The sequence below is a fragment of the Brenneria uluponensis genome, assembly GCF_032395385.1.
Taxonomy (GTDB): Bacteria; Pseudomonadota; Gammaproteobacteria; order Enterobacterales; family Enterobacteriaceae; genus Prodigiosinella; species Prodigiosinella aquatilis.
Genome location: NZ_CP135917.1, coordinates 4,003,259 through 4,021,706, shown reverse-complemented (window position 1 = coordinate 4,021,706; position 18,448 = coordinate 4,003,259). Strand labels below are relative to the sequence as shown.

Below are 18,448 nucleotides of genomic sequence, written 5' to 3'. Positions count from 1 at the left end.
CTGAGCCAAATTTACATGCATTCAATAAAATATGGGCGTGATGATGATTAACGCCAGATTGATGTAATGCTGGGAAAAGAAGATGGATATCGTCTTGATTATACATGTATCATGATTGATAAATTTCTTGAATAAATCACTGTGTGGTATGGATACATCTTCTCAGATCAACAACAATGAGCCGATAAATCAGCAAATATATCGTTTGCTGCGTAAAGATATCGTTGAGTGCAGTATTCCTCCGGGTACGTTGTTATCCGAAAAGGAAATATCTACGCGTTTTGATGTTTCTCGACAGCCAGTCCGTGAGGCGTTTATCAAATTGGCCGAAGCTGGTTTGGTGCAGATATTGCCCCAGCGCGGTACTTTTGTGATGAAAATTTCGGAGCAGCGGGTTGCCGAAGCGAGGTTCATTCGGCAGGCGATAGAGTGTGCCGTTGCCCGTCGTGCTGCTGAAGCGGCGACGGATGAACAACTGCTGATTCTGGAACATAATTTGCACCGGCAGGAGCTGGCCGCGCAAAACAACCAGATGCGGGAATTTCTTAACCTTGACGATGATTTTCACCGCCTTTTGACCCAGATGGCGAGTTGTCCGTTGGCATGGGATACGATAGATTCCATTAAGTCCACCATGGACCGAGTTCGTTTCCTCAGTCTGAGCCAGGTATCACCGCCACAGAGTCTGATTCAGCAGCATTACCAGATTTTCAACGCGTTGAAAGCCCACAATGCGGATGATGCGGAGAATGCCATTCGTATACACCTTCAGGAAATGATCTATTCCATCACCCCGATTGCCCAACAGAATCGCGACTGGTTCGAGCATTTCTGATGCGGGTTTTAGGTGTGCGGTGGGATTTATTGCGGATAATGAGAAAAAATATGTGACGGAAAACATGATTATCGGGCGACAGAACGACGCCCGATAAACGTGGTTTAGTCTCCCCCAAGACGCATCAGCTCTTCTGGTGCGAAATAGCCATCCACGTTTTTCAGCTCAACACATTTTGCTTTACGGACCTCTTCACGTTTCAACTTTTCGTCGTGAATAGCGGCAATAGTACCCACCAGATGAGAACCGTTTTGCATCACCCGACAACCGGGGTTGAGTGGATTTCTGTATCTGTCATACGCTGTGTACACAATAACCTCCTTCGTTTGACCACAAAAACCGTCTTTGATCCTACTGCGTGAGAGGAATCGGTGCCAGAACATTAGTCGGATTATAAAAAATGGTTCTATACCCGTCATCTGTCAAACTGCCGGTGTATTGTGTCGTTCCCCAGTTACACTTGCCCCATTCATGGGCCTCGTTTCTACGGGGCGGCTGCACACTGCGTTCAAATCGGCTTCTGGTGGATTTGTCATGGAGTCAACTCCCAGGAATTCACCTGGTTTATTGCCACGGTACCCATTATTGTCGTTCAGTCGTTTCATATTAACGTACTACCAGCGTTGGCTTGATACGCACCGTAGCCCCACCGCTGACGGTGCCATTCAGTACCTGTTCCAGATTCACCAGTACCTGTTCTACCAACTGCTCCACCGGCTGGCGGATCGTGGTCAGTCGGTAACCTTCCCACGCTGCCATCGGTGTGTCATCGCAGCCGATAATTTTCTGTGTGTCGCCACCTTCCAGTCGCAGGGCATCCAACGCGCCAAACGCCAGTGCGTCGCAGGCGCAAAACACGCCTTCAGTCGCGGGATAGCATTGCAACAGCTGCTTCATGGCGCGATACCCGCTGTGATAAGCGTAATCCTGATTGATCATGATATACGGCGATGGCAATCCGCATTGTTGCAGTGCGGCGCAGAAACCAGCCAGTCGTTCCTGCGAAGCCTGTCCATCTTGCCGGCCACTGATAAACGCCAACTGGGTCAGACCAAGACTGACCAGATAGTCTGCCGCCAGTTGTCCGGCCATCCGGTTATCGGACAACACAGCAGTAATGGTTTCACGCTTATCCTCGCGGCCCATCAGTACCATGGGCAGATTCAGTTCCAGACAACGTTCAGTGGTGTGCTGTGACAGACTGCCGGCTGAGATAATCGCGGCTTCCACTTGATAGGAGAGTGCCTGTTGCAACTGGGCTCGAATATCACATGGTTCGATAACGGTGATCAGCATGGGCACGAAGCCATGTCGTTGTAACGCCTGGGTTAACAGGCAAAATAGATAGGGCTGAAACGGATTGTCGAACTCGCTCATCACCACGGCGATAATGCCAGAGCCCTGGCGTCCGGAATTTACCAGCGCCCGCGCCAGCGCATTGGGGCGATACCCCAGCGTTTCCGCTGCTGCCAGAACTTTGGCTCGGGTTGTCGGGCTGACCTTGTGCTGCGCTGTGTACGTGCGAGATACGGCGGAAGGCGAAACCCCCGCACAGCGGGCGACGTCAATGGATGTGACACGTTTTACCGTCATGATTGTCTTCCTGCGATAGGTAGCCAGATGCCATTATGCAGTTGCCAGCGTTCCCCTTGCTCGGGTAGGAATACCTGCTTTGTCTGCTTCAGCGTTTGTTGAAGTAAGGGTTTTTGCATTTGCTGAACGTGATAAAGCCCCAGCATGGCATCTGGTTTGCGGGTAAAGTGTTGGATCTCTGACCAGGAGCCATGATAAGGCGAGGCACTGTCCTGTACGGAAAAACACTCCACCAGCGCCATATCCGCTTGCGCGAGTAACGCTTCACTCTTCGGAGACAACGCTCCATCGCCACTGTAAAACAGCGAACCTTCTGGCCCGGTTAGTAGCAGTGATACGTTAGGTACTGAGTGGCGTGTGGCGGCGGTCTGGCATTGCCACGGGCCAAGGGTGTGCAACTGATCGGTTGCCAGCCAATGGATAGCGAACTGTGGCCGGTTGGCGGGCCAAAAAGCGAAATCCGCCAGCGCTTGTAACTGAGTCAGTTGTTGACGGGGCGCAATAGCTTGTAGTGGTGCAGTGCGTCCACAAGACTCGCACCAGTTCAACCAGGTCGTGAAGCCCAGCACATGGTCGGGGTGACAATGGGTAAAGTAGACCGCCTGAATCTGATCCGGCTGGATCTGCCGTTGCCAGAGTGCCTGGGGCACCGTTGGTCCGCAGTCGATCAGTAACTGAAAATCCCCTTTGATGAGCCGTATAGAGGCATTGATCCGCTGACTGTCGTAGGCTTCCCCGCTACCTAGAATATCCAGTTCCATATTACATTCCCTTTCCGGTTTTCTGCGTTGCGCTACAGGAAACAGCAGGGGAAGTCAGGCGATTGCCTGCTACGTCAAACCAGTGGCAGCGAGATAAATTGACATTAAGCGCCAGTCGGTTCCCTGGCTTAACTGTCTGACGGGTTTCCACCACCGCCGTAATGTGCGGTTCATGAATAAAGTGACCATGCAGGTGGTATACCGCACCCAGACTTTCCAGCAGATCCACTTGAAAAGTCGGTACGCTATCGATGATTTCAAAGGCATCCGGGCGCACGCCTACCGTGACGGCGGCCGTATTGGTCAATGACAGCCGTTGCAACCACGGCGCCAGCGGTTGTTCGGCGATGATCGGGAAGAAGTTCATTTCCGGCGAACCGATAAATCCGGCCACAAACCGGTTGGCGGGCCGGTGATATAACTCTTCCGGCGTGCCAATCTGGGCGATGCTACCGTTATGCAATACCACGATCCGATCAGCCAATGTCATGGCTTCCACCTGATCGTGTGTTACGTAAATCATTGTGGCGGCCAGTTGCTGATGCAGCGCTTTGAGCTGTACACGAGTGTGGGTTCTGAGTCTGGCATCCAGATTAGAGAGCGGTTCATCGAACAGGAATAAACGTGGTTTACGCACGATGGCTCGACCAATAGCCACCCGCTGGCGTTGTCCGCCGGAGAGCGCAGCGGGTTTGCGTTTCAGAAGTGGTGTGAGCTGAAGCATCTCTGCCACCCGCGCGACTTTTTCCGCAATCACCGGTTGTTTCTCGCCGACCATCTTCAACGCAAAGCCCATGTTTTCCGCTACCGTCATATGGGGATAGAGCGCGTAGGACTGAAATACCATCGCCATTTCACGCCGTCCTGGTGCCTGACGGGAAATATCCTCGCCATCCAGCAGGATGTGGCCGTTGTCCTGCTGTTCCAGCCCGGCGATAATCCGCAACAATGTGGATTTACCGCTGCCGGAAGGGCCGACAAATACCATCAATTCGCCGTGATTGATGTGCAGATCGATATCATTCAGCACCGACTGTTTGCCAAAGCCTTTGGTGATGTGGTGTAACTGTAATTCACTCATCCCGGATTCCTATTTCTGGCTAACGGCAAAGCCGCGTAACAAATAACGTTGAACAAAACCCGCCACCAGCAGCACCGGCAGTGATGAGAGCAGGCCGATACTCATCAGCTCTCCCCAGTACACCTGGTTTTCCGTCATAAAATTGGCGATGAACAGTGGCAGTGTGAACTGCTGCGGTGTTTGCAGATAAAGCAGGGCAAAGAGAAATTCGTTCCAGGCGATGATCAGGGTGAAAATGGCGGTTGCCACCAGACCAGGCGCGCAGGCGGGGATGACGATGTAGCGCAGACGTCGCCACAGGTTGGCGCCATCCATCGCCGCGGCCTCTTCCAGTGTCAGTGGGATCTCACGGATAAAACTCAGCAGCATCCAGATACAGAATGGTAGCGTATAAACCTGATATACCAGTACCAATCCGGCGAGGCTATTCAGCAGATGCAGCGTTTTCAGTAATGAGAACAACGGGATAGCCACCACAATCGGCGGCATCATTTTGATCAGCAATACCAGCAACAGAAACAGCGTGTCCAGTCGTGCCGGAAAACGGTGACGCGCCAGCGTATAAGCCGCCATAAACCCGACCAGCAGGGACAGTGCGGTAGCGCCGCCTGCGACCAGCAGTGTGTTGATCAGCCGGTCTACAAAGCCGTTTGCCAGCAAGGTAGTGATGTGGGTCAGTGTCCAGTGCTGTGGCCAGAAGGGACTGTGTCGGCTGGAAAATTCGGCGGTAGACTTAAAGGCCGCCGATGCCATCCAGATAATCGGTAGAGTAAAAAACAGCATCGCCGTGATAATGGCCGTGGCGCGCAAGATCGATAACCAGGAAAAACGTGTCATTGGGGTTCTCCTTTGCGCATCAATTGCCAGGCATATGTCAGGCTCATCACGCTGGCACACAACAACATGATGACGGCTCCGGCGCTGGCCAGCCCCAGATTAAAAAACTTGAATCCTTGCTGATAGATGTACAGTGACAGCGTCTCTGTGGCGTAGCCGGGGCCGCCGCCGGTCAACGCATAGACCTTGTCAAACAGTTTGAAGGTGTCGATGGAGCGCAGTAGTAGCGCCAGCAAAATAGGTTGACGAATAAGCGGTAGCGTGACATACCACAAACGTCGCCAGCCGTTGGCACCGTCACTTTGTGCTGCTTCCAGCAGCTCTTTGGGGATTGACTGCAATCCTGCCAGGATGATCAGGCAGGCCATCGGCGTCCACTGCCAGATATCCACCAGCATCAGTGATAATAAGGCGATGTGTGGGTTGGAGAGCCACTCCACCGGCATCAGGCCCAGCGATGTCAGGCAGTTATTCAGCAGGCCAAAATCATAGTGAAACCAGACGCGCCAGATAGCGGAACAGACCAGCGTGGACAGCATCATCGGATAAATCATCAGGCTCAGAACCCACTGGCGACCAGGAAAGTGGCGATACAGCAGCAGCGCCAGTACCAGACCAAGCAAGACCTGCAACAGTGAACTGCCCAGTGAGAACAACAGCGTATTTTTCAGGCTGGTGGTGAAGAACCAGTCATTGAATAACTGGCGGTAGTTATTCCAGCCCACCCAGTGATGGCTCGCGGAGGCATAATCGACATGGCTGAACGAATAGAGCAACATTTGTCCGATAGGGTAGAGCGTGAGCGCTGCCAGCAGTAACGTGGCGGGGAGCAGTAACAGCCAGCGCTGCCAGCGGGAATCAAAAAGCATGGAGTGTCCTTCAGCCATCAAATCACGGATACCGCCGGTTGAACTCGGCGGTTAGCCTGGGTGTCACACCTGCGCAGGCAGGAGTCCTGTTTCCACCGCAGTATTGCGTTTAACGCGATCCCCGCGTGGCAGGGATCGCGTTGTCGGCAGCGGCGGATTATTTCAGCGCCTGGGCAATTTTCTGGTTAGCTTGTTGCAGTGCGACCTGCGCTGGCATTTGATCCATCAACGCCAGTTGCAGATAGTCGCCCAGAATACTTTCTACTTCCTGCCAGTTACGGATCCGTGGGCGGGCTCTGCCCGCTTCCAGTGCGGTCAACTGTGCCGGATACCAGCGGTATTTCTGGATAATCTGCTTATCCTGATAAACACTGCGGCGGGTCGGCGGAAGTCCCAGTTCCAGCGCCAACGCTTTCTGATTTTCAGCACTGGTGAGGTAGGTCAGGAATTCTTGCGCCAGCTTGCTGTGTTGGCTGTTTTTGGTAATCGCCATCTGCCAGATGCCTAGCATAGGGGATGGGCCGGCAACCTGTCCGGGTGCCGGTTGTAATTCAACCTTACCTACGACCTTGGATTTGTCCGGGTTATCCAGCGCCGCCGCCCATGCCGGCCACACTTCAATCGCCATCGCTGCTTTACCTTGCTCCAGCGACTGACGGACATCGGCGGCGTTATAAACATCTACACCAGTTGGCGCGAACGCTTTTAACGCGATGAAGGTTTTCAGGGCTTGTAACGCCTGTGGGGAATCCAGCGCAGCTTTACCATCTTTAACCACTGCGCCGTTGTAGGCCCACAGAATAGGCATAAAACCAGAGACGATCGGGTTGCCTTTCATGCCGCGGAACACCACGCCGGATATACCGGGTTCCTGTTGTTGCAGGATTTTCGCACTGCTCAACACATCGTCCCAACTGGTGGGGGCTTTAAGCTGATGTTTGTCGAACAGATCCTTGCGCAGGGCAAACATTTCTACGTTACCGACTACCGGTAAACTGTATGCCGGGCCGGTTTTTTCCGGCACACGGGAGATGTCCATCACCGCCGGGATAAAGTCATTGCTCTGCATCTTTTTCGGTAGCGGTTGCAGCCAGCCGTTACCTGCAAACTCAGGACTCCAGGTATCGTCCATCAATACCAGATCGTAGGCTGATGCGTTTTCACGCATGGAGATGACCAGTTTTTCATACAGGTTGCCGTAGGGCAGCTTAAGCAGTTCAATCTGCTTGCCGGGGTGTTTCTGCTGGAAACGGGTCAGTGTGCTGTCGAGTGCTTTGCCATAAACGTCATCGCGGCCAGCGATGACCAAATCTGCTGCGTGGCCTATCAGGCTAAACAGCAGCCCGGAAGCGAGAATAAAACGTGAAAGTGGTTTCTTGCCAAACATAGTGAGCGCCTTTTTTCAGGAGTGCATACGTTTGCACAGGCGCTATCTTTGAGGAGGAAGATGACAAAATCATGAAAGGCAGATGAAGAGTCTGCGATGCGACAACTAAGCCGCTATAACCTGGCTATCGGCGTGTAGGGTATGGAGAATAAAGAACATGCGTTTGATGGCAAAGTGCAAGTAGCCGCGATAATGGGGAGAGAGTAAAGACGCTGCAAGTACATCTTTGTAAGCTTCAATCCGCGCCAGTATTGGCGCAGATGCATTACTCTTCTTTCCCATTATCACCGTTCTGACGCCATACATCGGTTAGCCAACAGTCTGGAACATCAGGTTTTTCTTGGCAGACGGCGGAAACTGATGAGCAACTGTAGCATGTTGATCAGTACCAGCAGAGCCGTCACCAAAAATACCCAGCGGTAGCCTACCATGGCGGAAATGCTGGAACCGAGCAGCGGGCCGACGACATTGCCCATATAGCCAAAAGACTGGTTATAACCAAAGATACGACCCGTTACCTGCTGGCTACTGTATTTAACCAGCAAGGTCTGTACAGCGGGCATCAGGGCACCGTCGGCGAACCCGAGCAGGAAGCGCAAAATACCCAACTGTGTGGCATTTTGCACGGAAGACATCAGGAAAAATAGCAAGGCACAGAAAATCAACGCGACAATCAGCACTCGCTGAGAACCAATTCTGTCACCTAACCGGCCGAGCCGGGGCGCTGATATCAATGCGGAAATACCTGGGACGGAGGCAATGACGCCACTGATAAAGGCAATATTATCAATACCGGGCGAGAGATTACGGATAAATAGCGTCAGAATAGGGCTGATCGAGCCGTTTGCCATCTGGATCATCATGGTGGTGAAGAACAAACTGATAATCAGCATTGGAAAAGGCAACGTGGAGAACACCGCCTTTCCACTTAGCCGGTCGGCTTTACTGACTTTGATAACACTCTCTTTGATAGCGAATAGCGTGATTAAAAAGCTGATGAACAACATGCCGCCAGTGACGAAGAATACCAGCCGTAGCCCGAGGTGATCCGCCATGAACCCCCCTAGCAGCGGGCCAATAATCACGCCAGAAACTTGCCCGGTGGAGAGTGTTCCCAGTGCCCAGCCGCTTTTGGTGCGTGGCACTTGCGAGGCAATCAACGCCATGGCATTGGGAATGAAACCGGATGTCAGGCCCATTGCCGCGCGCAGGAAAAACAGTTGCCAGACGTTGGTTGCCAAACCTTGTAGACACATGACGATCGCCATCCCCAGCGCGGCCCGCAACAGCATCAGCTTGCGGCCTTTACGATCAGCCAGACTTCCCCATAGCGGTGCGACAATGGCTGAAACCAGAAAGGATGAGCTGAAAACCAGACCAGACCAGAGATTCAGTGACGCATGATCAGTGACGCCAAGCTGTTCTATATACAGTGGTAGAAAAGGTAGGATCTGGCTCATTGCCATGCCGGTGAAAAAGCATCCTAGCCAGGCAGAGAAGAGATTGAGTTTCCATGTTTCCATAAGATAAGAATGGTAATGACTTAGGCGGCGAAGTACTAGTATGGCTGTTTTTATGTCATCGTGAAATGCTTTTATATATCAAAGAATAACGAAACAGGTTACATCAGTACGTTAAAACTTGTCTGATTTTAGGTCCTAAAAACCAGCATATGTCGCGTTATTAATACACCAGAAGATGAATACATGAATATTTTTGTGATGCATATCACAAAAATATTGTGGTGTTTATCAACATTCAGTAGAATATTTCACCGGTAAGTAACAAGACAACAACGTAAACCAAGGTAATCAACGTGCGTAAATTACTGAAAAAAATCCTGGCCGCTTATGTCAACGTCTATAAAGATGTTCCTCCTGGCGCCATGCATTAATATTTCTATGAAAAAGGCCGTTTAGCGGCCTTTTTTTGTGTTTTCTCGATTCTCACTTACAGTGCGTCAGCAATCGCTCTTCCCAATGATTCAGTATTGCCTTTCCCTCCCAGATCTCGCGTCAGTGGCGCCTGTTCCGGCCCTTGCGCCAGCACAGTTTCAATTGCTTTCAATACCGCTGCACCGGCATCGAAATGCCCTAAGTGTTCCAGCATCATCGCGCCACACCATATTTGACCAATCGGATTGGCAATGCCTTTCCCCGCGATATCCGGCGCTGAACCATGTACCGGTTCAAACAGGCTGGGAAAATTTCGGGCCGGGTTGATGTTGGCCGATGGTGCAATGCCAATGGTGCCGGTACAGGCCGGACCAAGGTCGGAAAGAATATCGCCAAACAGGTTACTGGCAACCACCACATCAAACCAGTCCGGATGCAGTACAAAGTTGGCGCTGAGGATATCGATATGGAATTTATCCACCGTGACCTGCGGATAGTTTTTCCCCATCTCTGCGACACGGCTATCCCAATATGGCATGGTGATAGCGATACCATTGGATTTGGTCGCCGATGTGAGGTGTTTTTTAGGACGACGCATCGCCAGCTCGTAAGCGAATTTCAGAATGCGATCAACCCCGACGCGGGTCATTACTGTTTCCTGTATCACTACTTCCCGATCAGTACCGGCGAACATCGTACCTCCAACGCTGGAGTACTCCCCTTCGGTATTCTCGCGCACGATATAGAAATCGATATCCCCCGGATGACGTCCGGCCAGTGGCGTTTTTACCCCCGGCATCAAGCGGCAAGGACGTAGATTGACGTACTGATCAAACTCGCGACGAAACAACAACAGGGATTGCCAGAGTGACACGTGGTCCGCTACCACTTCCGGCCAGCCAACAGCGCCGAAATAAATAGCATCAACGTCTTTCAGCAGGGAAAACCAGTTATCCGGCATCATTTTGCCATGCTTGAGATAGTAATCGGCGCTGGCGAAATCGAACCATTCCCATTGGATGTTCAAACCGAATTGTTGTGCGGCGCGATCCATCACCCGTACGCCTTCCGGCATGACTTCTTTGCCAATTCCATCGCCGGGAATAACAGCAATTTTGTAGTGAGGTGCAGACATCAGAGATTCCTGTGTGGTTGTACTAACGTAGGAACCAGTGTATTTACTCTGTCTTATGTAAACAATTCGCCTTATGAGCAAGTCATTGTTGAATTAAAGAGAAGAATGCATGAGTGCTATTGATGATCTGCTGTTTTTCAGTCGCATCGCGTTTCTTGGCAGCCTGACTGCCGTGGCACGGGAACAGGGCGTGTCACTGCCCGCAGTCAGTAAACGATTGACTCGGCTTGAACACCGTTTGGGTGTGCAGTTGATTCAACGAACGACCCGACGCCTGGATTTGACCCCGGAAGGACAACTTTATGCTGAAGGGGCGCTACCGATACTGAATGAGATTGAAGAGCTGGAAAGTGTGGTGGGCCGTAATCAACTGGCGTTACGCGGTAAGTTAACCATCAATGCCTCTTTTGGTTTTGGCCGACGGTATGTCGCACCACTGATTTCCTCCTTTTCCCAGCAGCATCCTGAACTGGAGATACAACTTCGGCTAGCGAGCTTGCCAGTAAACATGTTGGATGCCGGGGTTGATATTGATATCCGGGTGGGGGAGCCACCGGACTCCCGCTTGATTGCTCATAAACTGATGAGTAATCCCCGCATATTGTGCGCAGCACCTGCCTATCTTGAACGTGCCGGAACACCGACAACGGTAGCGGAGCTGGTTGCCCATAATTGCCTGGTGCTGCGTCAGTATGAGAGTGACTATGCGTTATGGCGTTTTTATCGGGACGGTGAGGAGCTGACACATCGTGCTTTCGGCAACCTTTCCAGCAATGATGGTGAAACGATTGTGCATTATGCGTTGGATGGGCAAGGTATTATCCTGCGCTCTTTCTGGGATGTGAAGGCTCATCTCGAACGGGGGGAACTGGTGGCGCTGCTGACGGATTTCAAAACGCCTGATGCGGATATTTATGCGGTTTATCAGCATCGCCGTCATGTACCGGTGCGTATTAATACGTTTATTCTCTACCTGAAGCAGCATTTGATGGTGAAAGGGGTAACTGAGGCAACTGATTAGACGCTATCCCCGTTTACACTGGAACATCCCAGGTTGTTGATATATTTTTTTATTGTTCTATCGCGTCATGCCCGGTATTGCACGGGCATGACTCAGTTTAACCGTAGGCGGAAAGGTTATACCCGTCATACTTCAAGTTGCAGGTGTGTTGGCTGCGTTCGTTCACCCGAATCACTTACCTGAGTAAGCTCCTCGGGATTCACTCTCTTTCCGCCTTCCTGCAACTCGAATTATTTGGGGTATAGCGGTTTATTGACGAATCAGGCGTCCCGTCGTTGTTTTTTCTTCGAAATCACTGCGGAATGGGTTGATGTCCAGTCCGCCACGTCGCGTATAACGGGCAAACACGGTCAGTTTCTGAGGTTGGCAGTAGCGTTTGATATCATTGAAGATCCTTTCCACGCACTGTTCATGAAACTCATTATGCTGACGAAAAGAGATCAGATAACGTAGCAGACATTCTCGATCGATCTGCTTACCTTCATAGTTAATGACGACGCTGCCCCAGTCAGGCTGATAGGTCACTAGACAGTTGGATTTCAGTAAATTGGAGCATAGTGTTTCAGCGATATCGTCTGATTTTTCGGATATGGCGTATTTCAGATAATCCGGATTAAAGTCATAGTTGTTCACTTCAATATCCAGATCGTCAATATTGATACCGGGCAGTGTATCAATAGCCGAAGGGTAACCAGATAATCCAGGGTACAGCGTAACCTTGACATCTCCCTTGGCGGCTTCAGACAAATCGTTGATTAAGGTCGCGAGCAGGGTTTCAAGGTCTCGGAAACGGGTCTGATTGAGGCTGTTAAGGTAAAGTTTGAATGATTTTGACTCAATCAGGTTTTCAGAGCTGGCGGGAATAATAAATTCCGCAATTCCCACCACGGGTTTGCCTTTATTATTCAGCCATGAAAGCTCAAATGCTGTCCATAAGTCGTATCCGGTAAACGGTAACGCCGGCGTATTCAAACCAATCACTTCCCGGCCACGGGCGCGGGGTAAGGCTTCCAGCAACTGGGGTGAGTACTGGTCTGGATAATGGGAGCGGACGCCCAAATGTGTGATGTGATCTTTTTCCGTAATATGCATGTAATCAGTTCCTTGCCGTAGCGGTATTGATATAGCTTCTGAACAGTTTGCGGGTACCATAAATAGGGCCGACACCCAGCACCGCATAGACTACTTTGATCAGAAATTGCGACAAAATCATCTCTTTGATTATCTCAAAACTCAGCACATTATAGAACGCCAGGGTACAAAAAATAATACTGTCCAGGGCAGACGCTGTAACGGTACTGGTAATCACGCGGATAAACAGATATTTGGATTTGGTCAGGATCTTTATTTTATACAGTACGTAGGCATTAACGTTTTCAGAAACCAGATAAGCGAGAGAGGAGGCCACCAATACGGCCATCATACTATGAATAATGCCATTATAAGTTTGGCCGTATTCCCATTGGGGCAGTGGTGGAATCAGGCTGGTAATCCATAACGCCAACACGAAAAAAAGGTGGGCGAAGAAGCTGATGATAATCGTCCGTCTGGCCAGTTTCAAACCGTAAAATTCATTAAGAATATCCACCAGAATAAACGTAATGGGATAAACGAAAACCGCAGGTGGAACAATCATATTCAATTTGGGAATATTAATGGGTTTAACGCCGGCGACAGTGGAAAAAATAAAAATAACAGTTAGTGCGATACTGAGCAGAACATAAGCATGCCAGGAACGATCATGACGGTCACTAAGATCATAGGTAGTAACAATTTCTTTTCCACTATAAAGCTTTTTGTATAAGGCATTCAGTTCATGCCGATTGAAATCTTCTGATATTTCACTATCAGTGAGTTCCTTCAGATCCATGCTGATGGTTTTTCCCGTAGCGAGAACCATGATATTGGCTGATAGTTTCCCGCTATGGTTAAAACCTAATAATTTAAACTTCCTGTTAGACTCCATTTACAATCTTTCCTCTATGATATATCCCAAAAGCTTTATATCATGTGGTTTATTTTTATCTGCTGTAGACTGCTCTTCTGCTGATTGGATAATAAAGCCAGATGAGTATGAATAGCAGAGCATTGGTGTATTCAATACCAGTGCTGGTGGGCGTTTGATAATAATAGTGTCGTTAGGTGAGAATTGATCACCAATAGCGGTCTCTACTTTTATCGCCAGCATATTTGCTTCATCGCCAAAGAAATAGGTTAGCGGGTATTGAATGGTTAACTGTCCAATTTTTTGTTCAAATACAGATAGTAGTTCTGACTGAGGAATTATAGGTACGGCAGACGGATTTCTATTGCCTTCAAAAGAGATGGTTTTATTAAGTAACTCGACCTTTTCAAGATCGTAATCTTCTATTTCTTCACAGGAAACGCCAAAAAAGTCCGAGATTCTGTTGACGGTTGATTGCTGCACGTTATTAACGCGACCATCAAGTATTTTATAGATTGTGGTTCGCGTAACGCCGGTGCGGTTTGAAAAAGAGGCTTTGGTTTCTCCACGCGTACGCATCAGATATTCAATATTTTTAATGATGTTTACTTTACGCTGGGCATTGGTTGTTTTCATGGTAATTCCTTCAGCAATAGCTTCTCAGACCACTATATATCACGCCGTGATGTCATCCAACCCTGAGCGGAACAAGATTCCGTTTCTGTGGAAAAGCAGAACATTCGTGAGGTTGCGAGCCAATATATGTCTAGTGGTGAGGCGGCGAGGCTATAGGAGAATAAATGAGTAAAACTGGAATGAATGCCTAAAAATCATAAAAAGTAGACACAAATAACACCTTTATGTCTACTAATCCGTTGACTTAAACATTTGCATTGCGCTATCGTTTAGTTGGTCTGATGAATTGGCTATTGGCTACATAAGTTATTATTTTTTAAATTATAATTTGCTTGCTTGTTTTTTATTGGAAATAACGAGATCTGTCATCCCCCAACACCAGGGGAACCAAAGAAAGGACGCTTGTATTTTGATGATTAAATACAGGGAGTGACTACTGTGGTGACAGCATCAATAACATCCCCCCGTGTAAGCGGGGGGATGTTTGCTATGGGATAACTCGTCGATTATTCCTCTTCAGACGGCTCACTCAGGCTGATGGCATCATACATCACCATACCACCTTGCAACTCCAGTGTGACGCGATTGACCCCCTTTTTCAGAACGCCGTCAGGTAGCGGGATATGGACCTCGTGGTATCTACCATTTTGCATGGCTTCACGGTAAATGGCCTTATCATTGCTGTACCTTAGCGTACTCAGTCGTTGATCGTTGACCTTCACCGCCAGTTGAGGGGTAGTGGTCGGCGTTGTCATACCATTATTACTGGCTGCGGCAATAGCGATATTCAGTACCCGTGGTGATGCGTCGACATGGGTGTTGAACTGAATTATCCAACTGCCGGGCTTGGTCTGAGCATAGTACCAATCCTGTGAGTCCTTACTTTTGCCGATTTCAAATGTCAGGTTGGCGGGCACTTGTGTCTGCCACTGATAATGGCGTGGACGGTCACCCCACTTGAATTCACCGGCGCGACGATCCGCCTTGCCAATACTCCAGATAATCCTGTCTGCTCGTTTGACCTTGATGGTGCCAAGATTTTGCTGTTGTTTCTCAACAGTAATAGAACGCTGTGCCAGTATGCCGATTTGTTGTCCACCGAGAGCATATACCGATAAGTGATATTTTCCTGCGGGAACATTATGCAGAGAAAAGAGACCATCACGCTTTGTTTTGGCTGAGAAGAAATAACCATGGGTTTGAATATCGAACGGCTCATCGCTGGAGGTCAACACGACCATGGCTTTGGGTACGCTCATGTTTAACTTACCGGTTAGTGTGCTTCGTTGTTGTGGATAACGTGAATCTTCAACCCAACGATAGGGCCAACTGGCACGTTCATGACTTGCCTGCCGATTGACATCCGCGATGAGTTGAGTGTCACTACCTTGATTGATGTACAGCAGCCAAGGACCATAAAGTTTTTCCCAGCCCGGTGGCGCCACCAGGTCGGGTGTGCCGAAATGGGAGCCAGTCATATAGTTCAGAATAATGGCGTCTTGATGTACCAACAGTTCCTGTTTTAAGGCATCGCCAGAATAATATTCATAACTGGCTGGCACTAACCAGGCACCAAAGCCGTTACCCATCACCCCCCAATAAGGACTTTCCCGGATATAACCGGCAAAGTCATACTTGGAATAAACACTATTGTCGGCCAGCCGCCAGGTTTCGTCCTGAACTTTAGGCAATTGTTCCAACTCGCTATACAGCAGTGGTGTACCACGATGTTTGCTGTTGAAGAGCTGGTTCATCCGGCTGGCATCAAAACGATAGACATTGCGCAGTTCACTGATATTGACCGCCTCCTGTCCCGGATTTGAAGCGACGACATAGCTGTAGAGGCCGCTGATACCCTTTTTCATGATCAGGTGGTATTCCAGTCGTAGTTTGCCACCGCTATCGTCAATATAAGCAATGTGGGCCAGTTCTGGCGTTTGTCTGATAACTTCAACACGCTTGGGGATAAAATCATTGACGCCGCTGGAATAGTAATCCAGATAAAAACTACGGTTTTTACTGGGGTCGCGTATTGCGCCGGAAAGATGAGTGATCAGGTTGGTGCCATCTTTCCATACTCCTTGGGCACTGCCGTCCGAGCCGAAGCTGAACTTGACCAGTCCATTATCCAGTGTGCTATTTAACCCATTGATATTCATGATTACTGGCGCACTAGCTAATACGGTTGCAGGTGCCAGTGCCAACAAAGGCAGAATGACCAGCAGCGGTGTGCGCCATTTTTGCAAACAGTTCATCATAGCGGATCTTCCATTATCATTGCGTAACGGTTTCAGGATATGTTTCCGTTTGTAACTTACCGCTGTCTGATACGTTGAACCTTTGTACGGCTGCCATCCGAGAACCCATGGTGGCAGTGAGGTGAAGAATTAGATGATCGATCTCATCTTTATGAAAAGAAGGGAGTGACTGAATGTGGGTCTGATGCTTTTAAAAATTAGCATTTGAATATGAAATATTAGAATAGCCCGGTACATGTTTTCCTTTAATCTGAATGTGTAAACATTCAGCTCTATCTAAAAAGGAAAAGGCGTAATGGAAAAATTATTCGCAAACTCAGCTTGTTTTTACCATAAGGTCTTGCTGTCGGTGCCTATCGAATTTTCTGACGAACAGATATCGAGCCTGCTCACCAAGGAAAGTACGATTTTGATACAGTGGTAAGCTTGGCGTTTTTACATACACATGAACATTATAGGGCTAAAGTAAGTGATATTTATTTATGATCTCATCGGAGAAAAAAACATGCGCTGTCTGGGGGCTATATAAAGAAAAAGAAGCAAGGAGAAAAGGTTGGGGAAAGAGTGATTAGCTGATTTTCGCAGCAGGTACAACCGATGGCTCCATTTTTAACTTTTATCGGTATAGGAAAAGGGTGACGCCGTTTGATTAGAACATTAATGCTTGTGGTGCGGATTGATCATGATGTTTCCAGGACTGAGTGCCTTATCCCAATATACCCCTCGCCGCTACCTGGGGATTCACTCGGTTGCCGCTTTCCTGCATCTAGTCATCTATTGATATATCCGAGATGGTGGGAGAAAGCGGCGGTCAGGTTTAATTACCATTCAACGGGTGTTTTTAATACTCTCTTTACCAGACAGTATCGTCTGTCATCTGAAAGTAAAGTTTTCAAAGTGAATTCTGTTTTTGGGCAGGTTTGCTAATAGCATTTTTCTCATGCCTATTGGCCCACAAAACCAATAGTCGCTATTCTGATAGTTGTTTAGTGTTGACGGGACTAATAATCCGTCCTGTTTCTGTACTAAAATTTTCAGAGTAATGCCACACAGTGCGGTGAGGCGTTTTAATTGCTCCTCGAAGACCAAATCCTGATGGTTATTAACGCAATATATCAGCGTGGTGTGTGGCCTTTTTTCATTCCGTTCAGCCAGCGCTTCCAGCCATGCAATAAAGGGTGTTATACCGATGCCGCCAGCGATCCAATAAGTTGTAGTATTGCTGTTAGACGGTAAGATGAATCGACCATAAGGACCTTCTACAGAAACGGATGCTCCATTTTTAATTGAAGCGTGTAATTTATCCGTGTAATCCCCTAATTTTTTAATTGCAAATGTTAATGTGCTATTTTTTCTATCATATTTCATCACGGTAAAAGGATGTGAGCCTTCTTTTTCATCGAGGGTTACCAGAGCAAACTGGCCTGGCTGATATTTTTCCACAAACCCTTGTGCCGCGCTGATATCTATTTCAATGACATCGTTATTAAGCGATCTACTGGCGATGATATTTCCTGAGAATCGATGCTTTTTGCCTATTTGACCACTGAGGCAAAAGAGGGCGGCGCAAAAACCGGTAGCGGATGTCAGCCATGTCAATATACCGAATGATGTCCAACGCAAGGCGGGTGTTACAAGATAAGCGCCATGAATTAGCGCTAATGCAGCCACAATGGCAGCAATTTTGTGGGTTATTTTGAACTGATTGTAGGGTAGTGCTTTTATAAGACTGATGATGACAATGATCACTATCCCATAAAATGCTATTTCACCCATATCGACCATAAAGCCTCGCCATGGAATTGTGCCATGATTCCGATGTGGCCCAAGGCGGATGAAACCTAACTCAGACAGATAGCGGGGCGCTTTTGACAAGAGCCAGTGGATGGTGATCATAATGCAAGCGGCTATACCCATTTTTTTATGCAACAGATAAAGCTTATCCAGCCCGCCTAATCGTTGTTCAATCCAGGATGGACGGGTGGCAAAAATAAGCAGTGTACTGAGCAGAACCGTGGACAATAATCCGGAAAGCTGAATTATCTGATTTCTCCAATATATAAAATCGACGACGTCATTCTGAGCGGGGATACTTGTCAACCATGCCATTGCACAGATAACTATTATTCCAAGTAAGTAATACATATATGTCACCTCGATATCATGATTAGTTTTTCATCACAGGTGAAAATTTG

18 protein-coding genes are annotated in these 18,448 nt (G+C 48.7%); 3 read left to right on the top strand and 15 right to left on the bottom strand.

Translation table 11 applies throughout. From position 1 onward, the window contains the following. Nucleotides 1-148: 148 nt before the first annotated feature. Complete coding sequence (locus tag RS889_RS18625; RefSeq protein ID WP_021014607.1) at nucleotides 149-835, top strand: GntR family transcriptional regulator; 687 nt, start codon at nucleotides 149-151, stop codon at nucleotides 833-835. 104 nt (nucleotides 836-939) lie between these two features. On the opposite strand, the gene RS889_RS18620 is transcribed toward RS889_RS18625, so the two are convergent. From RS889_RS18620 to RS889_RS18580, 9 genes are all read right to left on the bottom strand, one after another. Beyond that, nucleotides 940-1,092, bottom strand: coding sequence for a putative selenium delivery protein YdfZ (locus tag RS889_RS18620; protein WP_051391461.1), 153 nt, complete (start codon nucleotides 1,090-1,092; stop codon nucleotides 940-942). A 349-nt stretch (nucleotides 1,093-1,441) separates the two neighbouring features. Further along, on the bottom strand, nucleotides 1,442-2,428 hold the full coding sequence (locus RS889_RS18615; protein ID WP_315708326.1) for a LacI family DNA-binding transcriptional regulator: 987 nt from the start codon (nucleotides 2,426-2,428) through the stop codon (nucleotides 1,442-1,444). Then, on the bottom strand, nucleotides 2,425-3,189 hold the full coding sequence (locus tag RS889_RS18610) for an MBL fold metallo-hydrolase (protein ID WP_315708325.1): 765 nt from the start codon (nucleotides 3,187-3,189) through the stop codon (nucleotides 2,425-2,427). The genes RS889_RS18615 and RS889_RS18610 overlap by 4 nt, the downstream gene beginning before the upstream one ends. A gap of 1 nt (nucleotide 3,190) precedes the next feature. After that, nucleotides 3,191-4,270 (bottom strand): ABC transporter ATP-binding protein, encoded by a 1,080-nt coding sequence (locus RS889_RS18605; protein WP_315708324.1) that lies wholly within the window; start codon nucleotides 4,268-4,270, stop codon nucleotides 3,191-3,193. A gap of 9 nt (nucleotides 4,271-4,279) precedes the next feature. After that, nucleotides 4,280-5,107, bottom strand: coding sequence for a carbohydrate ABC transporter permease (locus RS889_RS18600; protein WP_315708323.1), 828 nt, complete (start codon nucleotides 5,105-5,107; stop codon nucleotides 4,280-4,282). Then, nucleotides 5,104-5,976 (bottom strand): carbohydrate ABC transporter permease, encoded by an 873-nt coding sequence (locus tag RS889_RS18595; RefSeq protein WP_315708322.1) that lies wholly within the window; start codon nucleotides 5,974-5,976, stop codon nucleotides 5,104-5,106. Before RS889_RS18595 ends, RS889_RS18600 begins: the two co-directional genes overlap by 4 nt. Before the next feature lie 157 nt (nucleotides 5,977-6,133). Further along, entirely contained in the window at nucleotides 6,134-7,363 is a 1,230-nt protein-coding gene (locus tag RS889_RS18590; protein ID WP_315708321.1) for an ABC transporter substrate-binding protein, read from the bottom strand. A 105-nt stretch (nucleotides 7,364-7,468) separates the two neighbouring features. Next, nucleotides 7,469-7,645, bottom strand: coding sequence for a hypothetical protein (locus RS889_RS18585; RefSeq protein ID WP_315708320.1), 177 nt, complete (start codon nucleotides 7,643-7,645; stop codon nucleotides 7,469-7,471). 47 nt (nucleotides 7,646-7,692) lie between these two features. After that, entirely contained in the window at nucleotides 7,693-8,886 is a 1,194-nt protein-coding gene (locus RS889_RS18580; RefSeq protein WP_037380628.1) for a multidrug efflux MFS transporter, read from the bottom strand. Nucleotides 8,887-9,179: 293 nt separating this feature from the next. Here RS889_RS18580 and azuC point away from each other — a divergent pair, with 293 nt between their 5' ends. Continuing rightward, on the top strand, nucleotides 9,180-9,257 hold the full coding sequence (gene azuC / locus RS889_RS23880; RefSeq protein WP_369685791.1) for a stress response protein AzuC: 78 nt from the start codon (nucleotides 9,180-9,182) through the stop codon (nucleotides 9,255-9,257). A 56-nt stretch (nucleotides 9,258-9,313) separates the two neighbouring features. Here the strand turns inward: azuC and RS889_RS18575 are convergent, their stop codons facing one another. Then, nucleotides 9,314-10,393: a tartrate dehydrogenase gene (locus RS889_RS18575; RefSeq protein WP_315708319.1), complete on the bottom strand. Its 1,080-nt coding sequence runs from the start codon at nucleotides 10,391-10,393 to the stop codon at nucleotides 9,314-9,316. A 109-nt stretch (nucleotides 10,394-10,502) separates the two neighbouring features. On the opposite strand from RS889_RS18575, the gene RS889_RS18570 reads away from it, so the two are divergent. Beyond that, complete coding sequence (locus tag RS889_RS18570; RefSeq protein WP_315708318.1) at nucleotides 10,503-11,414, top strand: LysR family transcriptional regulator; 912 nt, start codon at nucleotides 10,503-10,505, stop codon at nucleotides 11,412-11,414. Between the two features lie 249 nt (nucleotides 11,415-11,663). Here the strand turns inward: RS889_RS18570 and queF are convergent, their stop codons facing one another. The 5 genes from queF to RS889_RS18545 form a co-directional block, all read right to left on the bottom strand. Continuing rightward, nucleotides 11,664-12,506, bottom strand: a complete 843-nt coding sequence (gene queF / locus RS889_RS18565) for an NADPH-dependent 7-cyano-7-deazaguanine reductase QueF (protein WP_021014618.1) — start codon at nucleotides 12,504-12,506, stop codon at nucleotides 11,664-11,666. 4 nt (nucleotides 12,507-12,510) lie between these two features. Beyond that, nucleotides 12,511-13,380, bottom strand: coding sequence for a queuosine precursor transporter (locus RS889_RS18560; protein WP_021014619.1), 870 nt, complete (start codon nucleotides 13,378-13,380; stop codon nucleotides 12,511-12,513). Next, nucleotides 13,381-13,995, bottom strand: a complete 615-nt coding sequence (locus RS889_RS18555; protein WP_021014620.1) for a helix-turn-helix domain-containing protein — start codon at nucleotides 13,993-13,995, stop codon at nucleotides 13,381-13,383. A gap of 506 nt (nucleotides 13,996-14,501) precedes the next feature. Further along, a complete protein-coding gene (locus RS889_RS18550) occupies nucleotides 14,502-16,253 on the bottom strand; it encodes a polysaccharide lyase family protein (RefSeq protein WP_315708317.1) in 1,752 nt (583 codons plus the stop codon). Nucleotides 16,254-17,126: 873 nt separating this feature from the next. Continuing rightward, a complete protein-coding gene (locus tag RS889_RS18545; protein WP_315708316.1) occupies nucleotides 17,127-18,398 on the bottom strand; it encodes a ferredoxin reductase family protein in 1,272 nt (423 codons plus the stop codon). Nucleotides 18,399-18,448 lie beyond the last annotated feature (50 nt).

Excerpts from the sequence above, each read along its gene's own strand:
- RS889_RS18620 (WP_051391461.1), bottom strand. The coding sequence starts at position 1,092 with ATGCAAAACGGTTCTCATCTGGTGGGTACTATTGCCGCTATTCACGAC.
- RS889_RS18585 (WP_315708320.1), bottom strand. The coding sequence starts at position 7,645 with ATGGGAAAGAAGAGTAATGCATCTGCGCCAATACTGGCGCGGATTGAA.
- RS889_RS18570 (WP_315708318.1), top strand. The coding sequence starts at position 10,503 with ATGAGTGCTATTGATGATCTGCTGTTTTTCAGTCGCATCGCGTTTCTT.
- RS889_RS18615 (WP_315708326.1), bottom strand. The coding sequence starts at position 2,428 with ATGACGGTAAAACGTGTCACATCCATTGACGTCGCCCGCTGTGCGGGG.
- RS889_RS18625 (WP_021014607.1), top strand. The coding sequence starts at position 149 with ATGGATACATCTTCTCAGATCAACAACAATGAGCCGATAAATCAGCAA.
- RS889_RS18605 (WP_315708324.1), bottom strand. The coding sequence starts at position 4,270 with ATGAGTGAATTACAGTTACACCACATCACCAAAGGCTTTGGCAAACAG.
- RS889_RS18575 (WP_315708319.1), bottom strand. The coding sequence starts at position 10,393 with ATGTCTGCACCTCACTACAAAATTGCTGTTATTCCCGGCGATGGAATT.
- RS889_RS18610 (WP_315708325.1), bottom strand. The coding sequence starts at position 3,189 with ATGGAACTGGATATTCTAGGTAGCGGGGAAGCCTACGACAGTCAGCGG.
- queF (WP_021014618.1), bottom strand. The coding sequence starts at position 12,506 with ATGCATATTACGGAAAAAGATCACATCACACATTTGGGCGTCCGCTCC.
- RS889_RS18595 (WP_315708322.1), bottom strand. The coding sequence starts at position 5,976 with ATGCTTTTTGATTCCCGCTGGCAGCGCTGGCTGTTACTGCTCCCCGCC.
- RS889_RS18545 (WP_315708316.1), bottom strand. The coding sequence starts at position 18,398 with ATGTATTACTTACTTGGAATAATAGTTATCTGTGCAATGGCATGGTTG.
- RS889_RS18560 (WP_021014619.1), bottom strand. The coding sequence starts at position 13,380 with ATGGAGTCTAACAGGAAGTTTAAATTATTAGGTTTTAACCATAGCGGG.
- RS889_RS18555 (WP_021014620.1), bottom strand. The coding sequence starts at position 13,995 with ATGAAAACAACCAATGCCCAGCGTAAAGTAAACATCATTAAAAATATT.
- RS889_RS18580 (WP_037380628.1), bottom strand. The coding sequence starts at position 8,886 with ATGGAAACATGGAAACTCAATCTCTTCTCTGCCTGGCTAGGATGCTTT.
- RS889_RS18600 (WP_315708323.1), bottom strand. The coding sequence starts at position 5,107 with ATGACACGTTTTTCCTGGTTATCGATCTTGCGCGCCACGGCCATTATC.
- RS889_RS18550 (WP_315708317.1), bottom strand. The coding sequence starts at position 16,253 with ATGATGAACTGTTTGCAAAAATGGCGCACACCGCTGCTGGTCATTCTG.
- RS889_RS18590 (WP_315708321.1), bottom strand. The coding sequence starts at position 7,363 with ATGTTTGGCAAGAAACCACTTTCACGTTTTATTCTCGCTTCCGGGCTG.